Genomic DNA, 14,769 nt, shown 5'->3' on the forward strand with positions numbered 1-14,769 from the left:
CCCACACCGCTATCGGAGGTTTGACTCCCTCAGCGCGTGTTCACAACCTCACGGGGAACTACACCTAGAGCTCGCCGCACCGAACTCCTCCACGTGTGGACTTCCGTCGCCGCCGCTAGCTGGATGAGTCTAGAAGTTACTCCCAGTCGCGGTAGTCGGCGTTGTTGGCGAAGACGTCTTCGATAGCCGCACAGTACTCGGGGTCATTGATGTAACCGTCCTGGCACAAGTGGCGTCCTTGAATCTCGCCGGATGAGGGGTTCCGGTTGCCGTAGTCGTCGTAGCCGTAACCACAGTCTGCGGCGGCGCAGGTGCCTCCCTCTGCGTAGGGGATTGTGGCGGGGTCGGGGGCACCCTGGGGATTCCCACACAGTGAAAGATCATCGACGTACGAGTCAGTACCTGGACACTGATAAGCGCCTCGGGTCGCAACCCCCTGGTCGTAGCAGTCCTGGGAGAATTTCACCGTTCCATCAGACCATGTTGCGGGGCCTGGCGGGTCAGGCAGGCACTCGACGACGTACGGTTCTGCGGCTACAGGCTCTTCCGGTGTGAGTTCTGGTTCGGGAGTTTCGGTAGTCGTGCTGCTAATTGCGCTTGACGTCGTCGAGGTAGCAGCGCTGGTAGAGGTGGCACTGCTTGTCGTTGTGGGTGTGGTGCCCTCATCGCTATTGCCGCAGGCGGTGAGGGCAAGGGTGAAAGCGAAGATTGCAGCGATGGTTGTACGGCGAATCGGCACGGTTGTCTCCTGTCGGGATGGCTCGGTAGGGGTACAACGAACGCCCCCGTGAACGGTGCTGCGGGGGCGTTGCGGGAACCTACGACTACTGCTCGCTGTCAAGGTCCGAAGAGTTGACGCTGCACGAGGCGGAGGCGAACTGGCCGCTTGCCGTGTTCTCGTTGACGACTTCACCGTCGACAAGAATCTGGCAGGTGATGGCACCACTGTCGTTCATGCCGTTAGTCACGCTCAACGTCGCAATGGAGAACCCCTTGATGGTCACGTCCTTGGTCCAACCAGCGGCGATGCCGGTGTCCTGGGTCGTGTTGGTGTTCTCAACCGTGTAGGTCGCGGTCGCATCGGTGGCGTCGCCGGTGACTGCGTAGGTGACCGCGTACTCTTTGTTCATCTCCTTGTCGACCTCGTTGGCTGCGCCTCCGAGGAGAGCCACACAGCCGCCGACAAACAGGACGAACAGCACGATCAAGGTGAGCGGGATCATGATGATGGCCCGCTTGTACCACTTCTTCTTCGGCGGCGGGCCGGGCTGGTACTGCTGCTGGTACTGGGGCTGTTGCTGGTACTGCGGCTGGTTAGGGTCGGGTGCGGTCATGGTGGAGCCTTTCGTGGCCAGGGGGATATGGCCCGAACACCACCGTGGCGTCGGGTCGCAAGACGAAGATTGGGGGCATTGATGGCCGCCCGCTGTTGCTGATGAGTGGTCCGCCCCTGCACTGCCGGGCTCGCTTCTCGTTACGGACATCCGAATGCTTGCCCAAAACATTACTTCGAAGAAAGTAGGCGCTTAGAATCGCCTGGACGGATTACCCCCTAGGGTACGAACCACCCGGATAGGACCTTACGAAATGCACTGATAGCGGCGACTTTCCCCTTGTTGCATCGCTCTCGTCGGTGTAGCTTCCGCTACCCCCGCTGACGTGCCCTACGGTGCGAAATGCCTCGGGATACGGAGTGCCTTCGCGCCCGGGCGTAGCTGTGCCGTGGCTTTCGTACACGGGCGCGCGTGTCGCGTCGAGGTCCTGGGCGCATTGTGCTCTGTGCTCGCTGCCTACGGGGTCGCTGGTGTGGCAGTCTGTGAGCGTGGCCGTGACAGTCTCCCGCTGTCGGTGTCGGCCCCTGGTCCCCGCTGTCGCTGCTCCCATAACGGTGAGCGCGCCGGGGCCTTGGCGTCCGTGGGGGGATGGGGGTTATCCCCGTGTCCCCGTAGTCCCGTCGCTGGTCAAGGTACTAAACGGGTATCCCCGGCGGTTATCCCCATGTCCCCGCTCGGTGATGGAGTGGGATAACTGGGATAGCTGAACAGCGCACCGGGGATAACTCGAAATGCCATCTGACCTGCACTGGGACACTTGGGATAACGGGATAACTCACTGGGGGGACAAGCGGTACTCCATCTCCGGGGCTTCGTCGGACCCGGCGTTCCTGTCCTGGATCAGCCCGTCGCCAATGAGTGCCTTTAGGACATCGTCGAGACGGTCGCGTTGGCTCCGTCCATCCGACCGGGACTTGTTGCCGTTCATGCTCCGGTTGAGTTCCCGGTAGGTCAGTGGCGTGCCGCCGGTCTGCTCTAGCATGTGGAGCACCTTCTTGCGGACCGTCTTGGACAGGGCATGGTTTGTCGCCTCTGCTGCTTGGTCTTCGGCCTCGGCGTCGACCGTCCGACGGTTCACTCTGTCCTCGACCTCGGCACCCTTGCACGCGTCCCGACATAGCTCCCGGGTGGCAGTGGACTTCTCGATCACCGCCGTAGCGGCGTCCCAGTCGGCGTTGGTCACGTTGGTCCGTCCGTCCATGAGTGCCAGGGCGGCGGCGACCTTCTCCGTGGTGAATAGTAGGTGTCCGTCCAGGCCCTCCACGGCTTCACCGCGCAGTCGGCGTAGACGGTTGGCTTTCACCAGCTCTGTGACGCTGTCAGGCAGGGACATGGTCACCGGACTGTTGCCGTAGTCAGCGCTTCCCCGGGTGCCTGCTGGCAGTCGAATGATGAACGGTGCCGGTGCTGCCGGGGCGTGGTCCGGTGCCTCGGGGTAGGCGACAGGTAGCCACAACACTCTTTGAGGAGTACCCCCGTCGGCGTCATGGAGTAGACCGCCCGCCCTGCGCGGCTGTATGCCCATTACGACGGCCATTCTGTAGCTGTGGGCAGGTACGTTGCGGGTGGTGTCGCGCGAGGCTCCTGTGTGTCCGAGCGGCTCGGACATAAACGCCTGCCGCAGCACGGGCAGAATCGTGGACTCGCGTTTCGAAGACGCGGCGGTCAGCGCGTCGATTTCGGGGATGCGGAACTTGACCCTGTCCGGCGTGGCCTTGGCAGGTTCGTCGGCTTTGGTGCCGCGCCGGGTGAACAGCTCGGCGATGCCCTCGCCGGAGCCTAGGGGCATCTCGGGGACGTCGATGGGGTCGTTGTGGTCGTCGACGACGCTGAACAGGTGGTGAGCGATGTTCTCGGCTGTGCCTTTTCCGCCGCCGGGGTCGCCGACCAGTCCGACCAGCGTATTTAATGATCCGGGGCCACCGACCAGCGGCGGTAGTTGGACGTGGGGGCCTGTGGCGGCGATGGTGTCGGCCATGACTACGCCCAGTGCTGCCCACGGGCTGCCCATGCGGGCGCGTGCGGCGTGCCAGACGGCGCGGGTGGTCTCGCTGTGGGCGAACACGATCCGCTCGGGGCCGTCGGGCAGATCGTCCGGTGTGGTTGCCCGGCGCGCCTGTTGTAGCGGCGTCAGGGGCGGTTCTGCGGGCTTGGCGGCTGCCGGGGTGCCCCGGTGTCGGCTCATCGTTTCTACGACGTCCTGGGGGCTGTTGATGCGGGTTGTCATGCGGCGGTGCTCCGTTCTGCTTTAACCCGCTGCAATGCTCGGGCGTGAAGGACGATGGCGCGGCGTTCCTTGTCGGATCGGTGGGGGTCGGTCCAGTCGTCGCGCAACGTCGTTAGCGTTAGGCTGCGCGGTCGATAGCGCGGTGGCATTGTGTAGCCCTCTGGCACGTCTGCACCGTCGCCGACCAGTCCGTTTGGGTCGCGGCGTCCACATGGCAGGGGCACACATCGCGCGACAGCGTCGGCACGCCTGGTGGTAAACTCGACGTCGAACCTGCTGCGGAGCCGGTCACTGTCCCCCTGTACTTGCCCGGTGCGGGGGGATTCTTCACTGTGTGTCATGCCCGGTGACCTCCCGTCACGCGTTCGAGTTCGGCGACGGAGACGGCGGGCGGTACGTCGACAACGATTGGTACGCCGTCCTGCACAGCCTCAATCGGCGTTGCCCAGTTCTTCACCTTGCCCTGGGCGATGAGCCTCTTCACGTCGGGGACCGTGACGTTCCGGGTGACACGCTGCACGGCCTGGGGGAGGTTGGCTAGGTCTCCGGGGACACCGTGCGGGTCTTGGTCCTCGTCCTGGTCATCGCCATCCTCACGGAAATGCGAGAGGTGCGAGAGCACTGCCCTCACTTCGGAAACGCTATAGAGAACCCGACGCGGGCGTTCGGGTATCCCACCCTCGCGAAAGGCTGCAATCTCACCATTGGCGGCCATGAGGTGGATGTCCTCGGCTGTGTGGTGATCCTGTACGGCGGGGCGACGCGCGAACTCGTCGAAGCTTGTGATCCAGGTACGCAGGGGGCTGTGCGTGATGTGAAGGGTGTCGACATCGCTATTTAGAGCAGCGGCGATAGTCGGTGCCGTCGCGAGGTCGTCGGGGCGCTTGGAGGTGGGGTTGAAGCTACGCATTACGCCACCCACTTCGTGGTGGCGGTGAACATAGCGTCGACCTCGGCACTGTCCAGCCGGATGGTCTTCTGCCCAACTCGGTAGCCGGTGAGCTTCCCTTCGGAAATGTAGCGCCGGATGGTGCGTACGGACAGGCAAGTACGCTCTGCGGCGTCCTGCATGGTCTCGTAACGACGTCGGTCGATGTGCTCTTGCAGGGAGGCCCTGCGCTTCGTGGCACTCATGAGAGTTCCTGATTCCGGGCAACTGGGTATGCCAAATCACCCCCGTCAGCGCCACTGCGGGACAAGTGAAATGGCAACCCCCCACGGCATCAGCCCCGGCGGACGTCGGTATCGTGTCCAACGAACGTGCGGCCAGTATAAGTCAAACCGGGACAACGACGCCAGCGTTTCCACGCACCCGGCTTACTACCTCCGCGCGGCAGACCTCACCAGCCCAAGCGGAACGTGCTTGTGCCCCGCCTGCCGGACCCCCCACAGCACTCGTGCCAGCACCGACCCCCTGATCTTGAATCCGGGGAGCTGCCAGCGATGATCGCCGCTGTCGTCCACCACCAGATGAACACCGACGGTCATCGGCGTCCCCGGGTGCTTGTCTGCATCGACACGCCCAGCATCGCGGTCACGCAAGCTTGCCACCAGTTCGCCCACCAGGGCGTCCAGTCGCCTGTCGTCCGGGGACGGGGTCCCGGCGGCGAACCAGTCCGCAAGGCCGGTCGCTCCACCTCGATCAAAGGGGTTCGGCGGCTTGCCTTTACGCTTGCGTGCTAGCCCGACCCTATGAATTTCCCCCTCTTTGAAGAACAGGAGGAAGTAGCAGACCGTCCGCTTGCCATCGATGATGCTGACCCACTTCACCGCCTCGCTCTCTCCGTCCGGGTGCTCGACATCCCAGTTGGCAGCCAACGCAGCGTTGTACCGTGCTCCGACGTCTATGAATCGCTCCGGTCCTGCGTGTTCATCCGCCGTTGGCTCATTCATTATCGGGGTTCCCCTTCTCCGTGTTCCCCGGCGCGCCGGGTTGCTCCTTGTCACCGCCCTGGTCCTCATCGGCCCCCTGCTTCATGACACGGGCCAGGACGTCGGCAGCGGACCGTTCGTACCCGGACGCGGCCCTCATGTACTCCATTAGCTGTTGGACAGTCTCGTGACCCATGAGTCGTCGGGCAGACTCAAGATCGACACCATTGGTGACCAGCATGGTGCCGTAGTACCTGCGGAAGTCGTGAGGTCCCACGTCGTTGCGACCCGCCCTCTTTTTGCCCGGGGTGAGCCGTGATCTGAATGAGGTGTCCATCATTCGCGCGCTTGTGCTCGTGGTGACGATGAGGGCGTCCGCCCCCGGTTTCACGTACTCCCGGCAGTGCTTGCGGAGGGAGTTGCCGACCGGCTCCGGTAGGGTCACGTCCCGGTTGGCCGCGTTGGTCTTCGGGGTGTCGAACTCCTGCATGATCTGGCGACGCTTCGGTTTGCCGGTGGTGGGGTCCTCGTAGTGCTCGGTGACACGCTCGGCATCCCGTCGGACGCGTAGCGTCACGGCCCCGTCGCCGTTCAGCCCCAGGACGTCCTTTCGTCTAAGAGCCAGCAGCTCCCCTAAGCGCAGTCCGGCGTATAGCAACACCTCCACGGGGGCTTTCATCCGGTCGCTTACCCCGTCGACCAGGTCCCGCGCTTCACTGACGGTAATGACCGGGCGGTCCCGGATGCCGGAGCGCGGGGGAGTCCCTGCACCCTTGATCCTGACAGGGTTGGTGGTGATGACCTCCATCTCGTCGACGGCGTGCTGAAACGCGGTGCGCAGCCTCTTGTAGGCGAAGCTGTTTGTGTTGCCGGTGTCGGGCCACCGTTGCTGTACTTCGGCCCACCACAGGGCGATTCGTGCTCGGTCCACCCCGACGACGGGTTCATCGGCCAGCGACGTGCACAGCACTCGGAGTTCCAGGCGGCGTCGGTGACTGTCCACCGTCGAGGCTTTCAAGTGTCCGTAAGATAGCCATTGCTTGCACAGGTCTCGGACGGTGAGCTTGTTGTTCTCTCGCGCCTTCCGTGTTTTTTCCAGTCGCACTGCTGGGGGTTCCCATACGCCTAGGTCGATGAGTTTGCTTTCCTCCGACAGCCAGCCTTCGGCGTCGACCTTCTTGTCGAAGGTAGTCGGGGCCGTGTATCGCTGTTTCGCGTCTGGGTCCGTGGCACCCATGTCAGGGCCGATGTATGAGGCTTGAAACCTGCCGGATGGCAGCTCTCGGACGGCTCCGAATCCTCGGCGGGTGCTCTTGGTGGATTTCTTCTTCACCATCGTCTCTCTGGGGTTCTGTAGGCTCCGGTGGCCGTGCAACTATCGTGCAACTTGTACGTCAGTTCGTGTCAAGTTTTGGCCAGTTCTGACACTAGACTAGCATGGGAAACGCCAGCGCAGAACGGGTATAAGGCCATGTCAGGTTGGGTATCTCCCTACATCGAGGTTCTGCCCCCACAGGGCCCACAAACAGCACAGCCCCCGGTCAATGGCGTCCGGGGGTTTTGTCGTCCTCCGACACCCGACTGGGCCCTACCGGAGCGTCGTTACAGTGGAGGCATGTCTGCTGTGTCGAAGACGGGTCGTGTCCGACTCGAGGACGTGCTTCCCGCCGTCGCAGCGACGGCAGTGGCCGTCGGCTACCTGTGGATTGCGGTGGACGGTGACCACCATGCCATCCTCGCGGCACTGTGCACCGTGTTCTTTATCCCGGCACTGGTCTTCTGGCGGGCGAAGCCCCTGGCATCCGCCGTCGCCGTCACGCTTCTCCTGGCTCTCTGGACCGCGAACTGGGTGTGGGCACTCCCCTCCAACTCGGGTGTCACCCCGCTGCTCCTGTGCGCGCCGCTCGCCGTCTACTCCGTCTCCAGGTACGGGCAGCCGCGGTGGGCCGGCGCCGTGATACTGCTGGTCATGCTGTTGGGGACGGCAGTGTCGCCCCTGCTGTGGCGCCTTGAGGACGGCGAGCTGGTCTACGATCCGGGCGCCACACTGGACTGGCTGGCCCTCCAGTGGCTCATGCTCGTCATGGTCTTCTTCGTCGGACGTTCCCGGCGTGACGCTGCGGCTCAGGCCCGTGAACTGGAACGAGCACGGGTGAGAATCGCCGAGGACGCCCAGGTCGCAGCGAGGGAGAAAGAACGCGGTCTCATCGCCCGTGAAATCCATGACGTCCTCGCCCACAGCCTTACGCTCATCAATGTCCAGGCAGGTGCCGGGCAGGTTGCCGGCCACACCGCCGGAGGGGCTGATGCTGCGCTGGCGAGTATCCGGGACGTCAGCTCCTCGGCGCTGACCGAGGTGCGAAGCATCGTCCGGGCTCTCCGCGAGACCGACCTCTCCGCACAGACAGCGCAGGTGGACCAGACACCGCCACCGTCGGTCGGACTGAGGCAGGTCCCGGCGCTGCTTCAGAGATTCCGGGATGCGGGGCTGGTGGTCGACGGTGTCTGGCCCGACGGACAGGCCCTCGACAACGCGGAAGATACGGTACCCAGGATTACCCAGCTCGCGGTGCAGCGCGTCCTCGCGGAATCTCTGGGCAATGCGTTGCGGCACCAGGGCACAGGAACTCACGTGACCGTACGTCTTGAGCTACCGGTCGGCACCAACCGCATTGAGACGGTCGTGCAGAGCCGTGCCGCTCAGGCGCAGGGGAGTGCTGGCGGTGACCGGAACGGTGGCGGGTCCGGACTCGGTATCGTCAGCATGCGGGAGCGGGTCACCAGTCTTGGCGGTCTCTTCGACCACTCCGTGGGTAGTGAAGACACTCCGACGGTGACCGTGTCCACCGTCCTGCCCGTTGACCCGGCACAGCCTTGCGGAGACTACCGGGAAGAGACACCACGATGACGCCAAACCATCTGCGCGACGGCGATGCCGGCTCTCCTGCACCGATCCGGCTCCTGCTGGCAGACGACCAGACACTGATCGTGGCGGCTCTGACCACGATTCTGGAGTCGCAGGGGGACATCACCGTCGTGGCGACAGCCGCCACCGGCGCCGAGGCGGTCAGGGTGGCACAGGAGAACTCGGTTGACCTGGCTGTTCTCGACATCAGGATGCCCGAGGGCGACGGTATCGATGCTGCCGCCGCGATGACCCGGCTGTATCCGCAGATGCGCATCCTCATGCTCACGACCTTCGACGACGAGGAACTGGTGCGTCGGGCGTTGCGTGTCGGGGTCCAGGGATTCCTGCTCAAGGATGCTGGTCCAGAGGGTCTCATTGACGCAGTACGGCGGGTACACGCGGGAGCGTCGGTGCTCTCGCCGGAGGTGACCGGCTATGTCATCGAGGCATTCCGCCGCAGCGAGAGGCGCGGTGACGTAGCCGGGACGTCGACGGACCGGAGCCACCACCCGCTCACCCCGCGGGAGGCCGACGTGCTGGCAGGCGTGGCCCGCGCCGAGACGAATGCGGAGATCGCCGCCCACCTGTTCATCGGGGAGGAGACCGTGAAGACCTACATCTCGCGACTCCTGACGAAGCTGGGCGCCCGCGACAGGGTGGGCCTCGCGGTCCGCGCGCACGAACGTGGACTGACCGGACCCCGGTGAGGTATTCCCCCGCGCGGGGGACAGCGGGACATGCATCTCGTTCCGTGGACCGATGTGGTCACGTGACTGGTCGACCAGCATTGCCGCTATGACGAATCAACGATCCCAGCCGGGGCCACCGGCAGTGTCCTGCCACGGACTGTCCATCAGCTACTCCGGACAACAGGTTCTGGACGACGTCAGTATGACGGTGCACTCAGGACGCGTACATGCTCTTCTCGGGCCGAACGGCGCAGGGAAGTCAACCTGGTTCCGCATCATCCTCGGCCTGGAGGACCGTCATTCCGGATCAGTGGAGATCCTGGGGGAGCCGCGGGACCGGCAGTCCCTGCTCAACATCGGAGCCTCGGTCAACGGGCCCGCTCTCTACCCGCATCTGTCGGCACGGGAAAACGGACGTGTGCACGCACGCCTGCTCGGACTGGACGACGATTCCGTGGACAGCGTACTGGCGACAGTCGGGCTGGGGGACACCGGACGGAAGAGGGTGAAGTCCTTCTCCACCGGTATGAAAGCCAGGCTTGCGCTGGCAATCGCCATGCTGGGAACGCCTCCGATACTGCTCCTCGACGAGCCGCAGAACGGCCTGGACCCTCAAGGCATCGCGGATCTGCGGTTCTTCCTCCGTGAGTGGGCGGATCAGGGAGGGACGGTTCTCGTCAGCTCCCACCAGTTGGGTGAGGTTGCCCGGCTGGCCGACGACATCACGATCCTGGCCGCCACGAAAGCCGCTTACTCAGGCCCCGTCAGTGATTTCGCCGCTCCCGGCCATCTGGAGGAAGAGTTCTTCCGTCTGACACAGGGGCAGTCGGTTCCGGAGGCCGGCCGATGACCGTCACCGGTAACAGAGTGAGACCGGCCCGGTTCGGGACGTGGGACGGGATCATCCGGGCAGAACTGATCCGGACACGGCATTCGGCGGTGCAGTGGTTTCCCGCTGTCGGCCTGGTTCTCGGCGCGATCAGCTCGGCGCTCGCCATCGCTACGGCGGGGGCGCCGAATGCGGACGTCATCATCTTCTGGCAGTCGATGTACGTCACCGGTATGGCCATGCCGCTGATGGCCCTGTTGGCCGCACTGGCGGAAACACGGGAACGTCGCGCGAGGTCCGGGGGCACTGATCTGCGTCCCGTTTCTCCTGTGAGGGTACGGGCGGGACGTCTCCTTGTACTGTGTGCGGTATCTGTGGTGTTCCACGGTGCAAATTTCGGAGTGACCTGGTTGTTTGTTCTCCTCGGCGGCGTCGAGGGATCGGGCCGGGTATTCACGACGGGACTGTTGGCGTGGATCGGGAGCCTGGGGGTGATCGCCGTCGCCGGTGTCGTCGCCAGATTCTCCGGCTTGATCCCCGTCCTCGTTCTGTCGGTCATCGCACAGGTGGCAGGAAAGTTGGTTGCCGAGTCGGAAACCTGGTGGGCATTTCCTCCCTCATGGCCCATCCGGCTGCTCCTTCCCGTACTGGGGGTTCACGCCAATGCAGTTCCGCTTGCACCGGGCGAGTCGATCAGCGGCGGAGACCCCCTGGGAGCGCCGACCGCGCTGATCCTGACTCTCTGTCTCATCGTGGTCGCTGGTGCAGTCTCTGTGTTCGTCAGTGTTCCCCGGGGCCGGCATCCTCGTCGTAGGGGCAGGCGATCCGACCGGACGACCGCAGGCGAACCTCATGGAGGACTGGTGAGCGGCGTGCTTCCGGCGCCGTCGCCCGGCCCGCGCTCTTCGGGGATGACCCGTACCGGCGCCGTGGCGGGGGTGACTCTGGCGTTACGACGGACACTCGCGGCCCCGGCAGTCTTGTCGGCTGTCCTGCTCATTGTCGTCGTCGCGGCCGTCTACCCACCGTCATACGTCACTCAACTCTGGACGTTCGTCCTGCTCCCGCTGGGAGCAGGCCTTCTCCCCGTGATCACGTGGCCGGTGATGGCCAGGACCTGGCGGGTGACGGTTCTGGAGAACCACCGCTCGGCCGGTGCCTACCTGCTGTGGCAGGTGGGCGTGGTTGTCACGCTCTCGGTCGCTGCCGCCGGTGGTGCGCTGGCAGCGGGTGCTGCCAGCTCTGACGTCCGGTGGTCGGTGGTGCTGTCGGTCCTCACCGGGGCAGTGCTCGTGTTCGTGTCGACTGCGTTGTGCGTCCGCGTCGGTACCGCGACAGCCGTGGCGGCGACAATCGTGTGGACGGTGGTGTCGCTGACCCTCGGAGGCGACGTGCTTGCGGACACCGGCCTGTGGATCATCGCGCTTCCGTCATGGCCGGAGACAGCCCTGGCCGGAGGACGTTCCCTGGTGGCCTTGGCGGTGCTGACCGGTCTCAGCGTCGTGTCGGCAGTCTGGGCGCGCCGGGAGTTCCGCGCTTTCGAGAGAAGGGGAGAGGGCTGACCGCGGTGATGCATGGCACGTCACTGGTCGGAAGATGCGCTGCTGGGGAAACGACGGACGGCCAGCGACATGAACAGCATCCCGAGGACGACAACGGCACCAGACAGCCCCAGTACCAGGGCTCCGTCGCCGACGGAGAGGGCGACGCCGCCGAGCGCCCCGGCCACGGCGATGCCGATGTACAGGCCACTGGTGTTGAGGGCCACCGCCTCCGTCCCGGCATCTCCCGCCAGGCGCAGGGCACGTGCGTTCATGGGCGGGTTGTACGCCCACACTGCCGCACCCCACACAGCAAGCACGGTGAGAAAGAGCCAGTACGGAGCGTCGCCACCGAACAGTGGCCCCGCCAGTGACAACAGGACGGTCGTCGTGGCCATGACCGCCATCAGCGTCAGGATCGTACGGTCGGGACCCCACCGGTCGTTCAACCGTCCTCCGGCGACCGTACCGATCGCCCCGGCGATACCGATGACACCGATCGTCACCGGGATGAGCGTCCTCTCCACTCCGGTCAGATCGGTGACCACCGGGACGATGAAGGTGTAGGGCATGAAGCCGGCGGTCGCACCGAAGACGGTTCCGGCGACACAGCTCAGTACCGAGGGGCGGCGCAGCAGCTGCAACCGTTCCCGGAGCCCCGTGCCCGTTGTTCCGGGAAGGGCGGGGAGAGTCAGCCCGGTGATGAAAACCGCGGCGACAGTCAGTGTGGCTACCAGGACAAACGTGGCCTGCCAGCCGAAAAGCCCACCCAGCCACGAACCGACGGGAACGCCGACGATCAGGGAGACTGTGAGCCCCGCTGCGACGACGCCGATGGCACGTCCGCTGCGCTCGGGAGGGGCGAGACCTCCCGCGGTGGCGAATGCGGCGGGGGTGACGGTTGCTCCCACCAGCGCAGCGGCCACTCTCAGCGCCATCAGCGCGGCGTACGAGGGTGCGAGTACGGTGGCTGCGTTGATCAGCGCGAACACCGTCAGTCCGCCGACGATCAACGCGCGTCTGGACAGTCGGGCGGTGAACAGGGCCATGACTGGTGCAGCAACCGCGTACACCAGGGAGAACACTGTCACCAGCTGCCCTGCTGCGGCTTCGGTGACGTCGAAGGCCACGGCGAGCTCCGGGAGGATACCGGCGATGATGAAATCGTCCGTCCCGATGACGAACGTCGCGAGCAACAGGCCGGGTAGCCATCTCATGGACGGGGTTGCCGAGGTCGGGTGCGGGGAGGCGGGCATGGGGATGATCCTCGTCGGGTCGGGGACGTCTGACCGCACGAACGTAGGACTGTGCCGCTAGCGTCAGGGTCAACCCGGAGGGGCATGGGGCGACGAGGAGGACGCGGATTTCCCGGGTCAGCGGGGCCGAGCGAGCGATGCGGTGATGCTGTCCGCGTGCTCCTGCAACCGGTTCCTCGACTGCTCAAGCCGGGCGATGAGCTCGTCCAGCGTGTCCAGACGCGCATGAATCGGCGCGAGTTCCTCCCGGCACGCAGGACGCTGCTCGACGGGTGTGTCGAGACACCCTTCATCGATCTGGGGCCGGATGTCGTCGGCACTGAGTCCGAGGTCGAAGAGCTTCTTGATGTTGGCGGCACGTACCGCCAGCGTCCGGTCGTAGAACCGGTAGCCGTTCTCCATACGCCCCGGTGACAGGAGTTGCTGCTGTTCATAGTGTCGCAGCGCACGGGGCGTCACCCCGATGCGCTCCGCCAGGTCACCGATCCCCAGTGGTTCATCGTCAGCCATGCCCGTCACAGTACGTGCCGAGCCAGAGTCCGGTGTCACCCAGCCGGGGGCACACCACCGCCGGGCGGTAGTGCCCCGGTGCGTTCGATGTGCTGCGGATAGAGGATGTAGTGGGACGTTGCCGTACCGCTCGGATCTGCAGTGGAGTCTCCGGGGAGCAGGAACCGGTAGTCAACCTGGACGATATTGCCGGCGATGCGGGTCACCTGCTGGTACGGGTAGCTGTCCGGGACGGTGGTACCGACGTATACGCCGTGGTCGAACAGGGCCACCTGCTGCGGTGAGCTTCCGGTCGCGCCGTCGACGTTGAGGACGACCGCTGAGAGCGGCAGGTCAGGGTTGTAGGCGGTGATGTCGGCACCCTCGGCAGTCCACGGGCCGAGACTGGTGACAGGGGTCCGTTCTGCGGCGATCTGTGCCGCCTCCTCGGCCGAGGGCGTGCCCGGTGCGGGAACAGTGGCGGACGGGGGCGGCTCCTGCGCTGCACTGGTGGCGACAGTCGCAGCGGTCCCGCCGACGACAAGAAGTGTGGCCGCTGTGGCCGCAAGGATTCGGGGGTGGTGTGTCGTATGTGTCCGGGAGGTCATTGCCCGACTCCTTTCCGGAACATCAGTGGTGCGGTGATGGTGGTGAAAGCCGTGCACCTGGTGCGACCGAACGTCAGGGGTGGAACGTTACATGTCCGACCGGCGGCAGCTAGGCCTGAACGGGGGTGAATTCGGACATCTGCGGCACCTTCCAGTGTTAAAGTCGGGTGGTCTCGTGCTGGCGTCTATACGGAAGGTGGAGGTGGTGGCGCATGGTGCCCAGGCCTGTTTTCTTCGTGTCCGACAGCACGGGCATCACCGCGGAGACGCAGGGTAATGCGCTGCTCGCCCAGTTCCCCGGGTTCTCGTTCCGCAGGAGGGTGCTCCCGTTCGTTGACTCCGTGGAAGCCGCAGCCCGGGCGGTCACGACGATCGCGGGGGAGGACGGCGACGTACCGATCGTCTTCGTCACGATCAGGGACGCCGCGGTCGCGGACATCGTCTCGGAAGCCTCCGGCGAGGTCATTGATCTGCTCGGTGCCCACCTGACCCATCTGGAGCAGTTCCTGGGCGCAGAGCGGACGGGCACGGCGACGGAGTACCACCGGGTCGGTGACCTCGGCCGCTACCACGACCGTATCAACGCCGTGGAGTACACCATCGAGCATGACGATGCCGCGAGTTTCCGCGGCCTGGACAGTGCGGACCTCATCATCCTCGCCCCGTCCCGGTGCGGAAAGACGCCGACGGCGATGTACCTGGCACTGCAGCACGGTCTGCGGGTGGCCAACTACCCGTTGACCGACGACGACACCCCCGGTCATCTCCCGGACGCTGTCGCCGCTTTCCAGGACAGGCTGTTCGGGCTGACCACGACCGTGCAACGGCTCAGCCAGGTCCGCGGGGAACGCCGACCCGGCAGTCAGTACGCCAGCGTCGCCCAGTGCCGTACGGAACTCCGCCAGGCGGAGAAACTCTACCGTTCCCACAAGATCCCCTACGTCGACTCCCATGCCATGAGCGTCGAGGAGATGTCCAGCGTCATTCTCACCAGGATGAATCTGCGACAGCCGTAG

At 65.0% G+C, this 14,769-nt stretch carries 15 protein-coding genes; 5 read left to right on the plus strand and 10 right to left on the minus strand.

Annotation, left to right across the window (positions count from 1 at the left end; all coding sequences use genetic code 11):
• Nucleotides 1-136: 136 nt before the first annotated feature.
• From FS507_RS15410 to FS507_RS15440, 7 genes are all read right to left on the minus strand, one after another.
• A complete protein-coding gene (locus FS507_RS15410; protein WP_145943665.1) occupies nucleotides 137-466 on the minus strand; it encodes a hypothetical protein in 330 nt (109 codons plus the stop codon).
• 358 nt (nucleotides 467-824) lie between these two features.
• Nucleotides 825-1,334, minus strand: a complete 510-nt coding sequence (locus tag FS507_RS15415; RefSeq protein ID WP_145943666.1) for an MmpS family transport accessory protein — start codon at nucleotides 1,332-1,334, stop codon at nucleotides 825-827.
• A gap of 775 nt (nucleotides 1,335-2,109) precedes the next feature.
• Entirely contained in the window at nucleotides 2,110-3,561 is a 1,452-nt protein-coding gene (locus FS507_RS15420; RefSeq protein WP_145943667.1) for a hypothetical protein, read from the minus strand.
• 337 nt (nucleotides 3,562-3,898) lie between these two features.
• Nucleotides 3,899-4,471, minus strand: coding sequence for a hypothetical protein (locus tag FS507_RS15425; RefSeq protein WP_145943668.1), 573 nt, complete (start codon nucleotides 4,469-4,471; stop codon nucleotides 3,899-3,901).
• On the minus strand, nucleotides 4,471-4,695 hold the full coding sequence (locus FS507_RS15430; protein WP_186314721.1) for a helix-turn-helix transcriptional regulator: 225 nt from the start codon (nucleotides 4,693-4,695) through the stop codon (nucleotides 4,471-4,473). Before FS507_RS15430 ends, FS507_RS15425 begins: the two co-directional genes overlap by 1 nt.
• A 186-nt stretch (nucleotides 4,696-4,881) precedes the next feature.
• Nucleotides 4,882-5,454: a hypothetical protein gene (locus tag FS507_RS15435; RefSeq protein ID WP_145943669.1), complete on the minus strand. Its 573-nt coding sequence runs from the start codon at nucleotides 5,452-5,454 to the stop codon at nucleotides 4,882-4,884.
• Nucleotides 5,447-6,451 carry a tyrosine-type recombinase/integrase gene (locus tag FS507_RS15440; RefSeq protein WP_186314722.1) on the minus strand — a complete coding sequence of 335 codons (1,005 nt, stop codon included), beginning with the start codon at nucleotides 6,449-6,451 and terminating at the stop codon, nucleotides 5,447-5,449. The genes FS507_RS15435 and FS507_RS15440 overlap by 8 nt, the downstream gene beginning before the upstream one ends.
• Before the next feature lie 597 nt (nucleotides 6,452-7,048).
• Between FS507_RS15440 and FS507_RS15445 the strand changes: the two genes are divergently transcribed.
• The 4 genes from FS507_RS15445 (at nucleotide 7,049) to FS507_RS18555 (ending at nucleotide 11,421) form a co-directional block, all read left to right on the plus strand.
• Nucleotides 7,049-8,341: a sensor histidine kinase gene (locus FS507_RS15445; RefSeq protein ID WP_186314723.1), complete on the plus strand. Its 1,293-nt coding sequence runs from the start codon at nucleotides 7,049-7,051 to the stop codon at nucleotides 8,339-8,341.
• A complete protein-coding gene (locus tag FS507_RS15450) occupies nucleotides 8,338-9,048 on the plus strand; it encodes a response regulator transcription factor (RefSeq protein ID WP_145943672.1) in 711 nt (236 codons plus the stop codon). The genes FS507_RS15445 and FS507_RS15450 overlap by 4 nt, the downstream gene beginning before the upstream one ends.
• 88 nt (nucleotides 9,049-9,136) lie before the next feature.
• On the plus strand, nucleotides 9,137-9,880 hold the full coding sequence (locus FS507_RS15455; RefSeq protein ID WP_145943673.1) for an ATP-binding cassette domain-containing protein: 744 nt from the start codon (nucleotides 9,137-9,139) through the stop codon (nucleotides 9,878-9,880).
• Nucleotides 9,877-11,421: a hypothetical protein gene (locus FS507_RS18555; protein WP_260853559.1), complete on the plus strand. Its 1,545-nt coding sequence runs from the start codon at nucleotides 9,877-9,879 to the stop codon at nucleotides 11,419-11,421. The genes FS507_RS15455 and FS507_RS18555 overlap by 4 nt, the downstream gene beginning before the upstream one ends.
• A 20-nt stretch (nucleotides 11,422-11,441) precedes the next feature.
• On the opposite strand, the gene FS507_RS15465 is transcribed toward FS507_RS18555, so the two are convergent.
• From FS507_RS15465 to FS507_RS15475, 3 genes are all read right to left on the minus strand, one after another.
• The gene (locus FS507_RS15465) at nucleotides 11,442-12,656 is read right to left on the minus strand and encodes an MFS transporter (protein WP_222121444.1); all 1,215 of its coding nucleotides are present in this window, start codon (nucleotides 12,654-12,656) and stop codon (nucleotides 11,442-11,444) included.
• Nucleotides 12,657-12,773: 117 nt separating this feature from the next.
• A complete protein-coding gene (locus FS507_RS15470) occupies nucleotides 12,774-13,166 on the minus strand; it encodes a MerR family transcriptional regulator (protein ID WP_186314724.1) in 393 nt (130 codons plus the stop codon).
• A 35-nt stretch (nucleotides 13,167-13,201) separates the two neighbouring features.
• On the minus strand, nucleotides 13,202-13,753 hold the full coding sequence (locus FS507_RS15475; RefSeq protein WP_145943674.1) for an LppP/LprE family lipoprotein: 552 nt from the start codon (nucleotides 13,751-13,753) through the stop codon (nucleotides 13,202-13,204).
• A gap of 212 nt (nucleotides 13,754-13,965) precedes the next feature.
• Here FS507_RS15475 and FS507_RS15480 point away from each other — a divergent pair, with 212 nt between their 5' ends.
• The gene (locus tag FS507_RS15480; RefSeq protein WP_145943675.1) at nucleotides 13,966-14,769 is read left to right on the plus strand and encodes a pyruvate, water dikinase regulatory protein; all 804 of its coding nucleotides are present in this window, start codon (nucleotides 13,966-13,968) and stop codon (nucleotides 14,767-14,769) included.

The organism is Corynebacterium glyciniphilum AJ 3170 (assembly GCF_007673095.1).
Taxonomy (GTDB): domain Bacteria; phylum Actinomycetota; class Actinomycetes; order Mycobacteriales; family Mycobacteriaceae; genus Corynebacterium.

What these genes read in the sequence shown, in the direction of transcription:
- FS507_RS15415 (WP_145943666.1), bottom strand. Translation starts at nt 1,334, where the DNA reads ATGACCGCACCCGACCCTAACCAGCCGCAGTACCAGCAACAGCCCCAG.
- FS507_RS15420 (WP_145943667.1), bottom strand. Translation starts at nt 3,561, where the DNA reads ATGACAACCCGCATCAACAGCCCCCAGGACGTCGTAGAAACGATGAGC.
- FS507_RS15425 (WP_145943668.1), bottom strand. Translation starts at nt 4,471, where the DNA reads ATGCGTAGCTTCAACCCCACCTCCAAGCGCCCCGACGACCTCGCGACG.
- FS507_RS15430 (WP_186314721.1), bottom strand. Translation starts at nt 4,695, where the DNA reads ATGAGTGCCACGAAGCGCAGGGCCTCCCTGCAAGAGCACATCGACCGA.
- FS507_RS15435 (WP_145943669.1), bottom strand. Translation starts at nt 5,454, where the DNA reads ATGAATGAGCCAACGGCGGATGAACACGCAGGACCGGAGCGATTCATA.
- FS507_RS15445 (WP_186314723.1), top strand. Translation starts at nt 7,049, where the DNA reads ATGTCTGCTGTGTCGAAGACGGGTCGTGTCCGACTCGAGGACGTGCTT.
- FS507_RS15450 (WP_145943672.1), top strand. Translation starts at nt 8,338, where the DNA reads ATGACGCCAAACCATCTGCGCGACGGCGATGCCGGCTCTCCTGCACCG.
- FS507_RS15455 (WP_145943673.1), top strand. Translation starts at nt 9,137, where the DNA reads ATGACGAATCAACGATCCCAGCCGGGGCCACCGGCAGTGTCCTGCCAC.
- FS507_RS18555 (WP_260853559.1), top strand. Translation starts at nt 9,877, where the DNA reads ATGACCGTCACCGGTAACAGAGTGAGACCGGCCCGGTTCGGGACGTGG.
- FS507_RS15465 (WP_222121444.1), bottom strand. Translation starts at nt 12,656, where the DNA reads ATGCCCGCCTCCCCGCACCCGACCTCGGCAACCCCGTCCATGAGATGG.
- FS507_RS15470 (WP_186314724.1), bottom strand. Translation starts at nt 13,166, where the DNA reads ATGGCTGACGATGAACCACTGGGGATCGGTGACCTGGCGGAGCGCATC.
- FS507_RS15475 (WP_145943674.1), bottom strand. Translation starts at nt 13,753, where the DNA reads ATGACCTCCCGGACACATACGACACACCACCCCCGAATCCTTGCGGCC.
- FS507_RS15480 (WP_145943675.1), top strand. Translation starts at nt 13,966, where the DNA reads ATGGTGCCCAGGCCTGTTTTCTTCGTGTCCGACAGCACGGGCATCACC.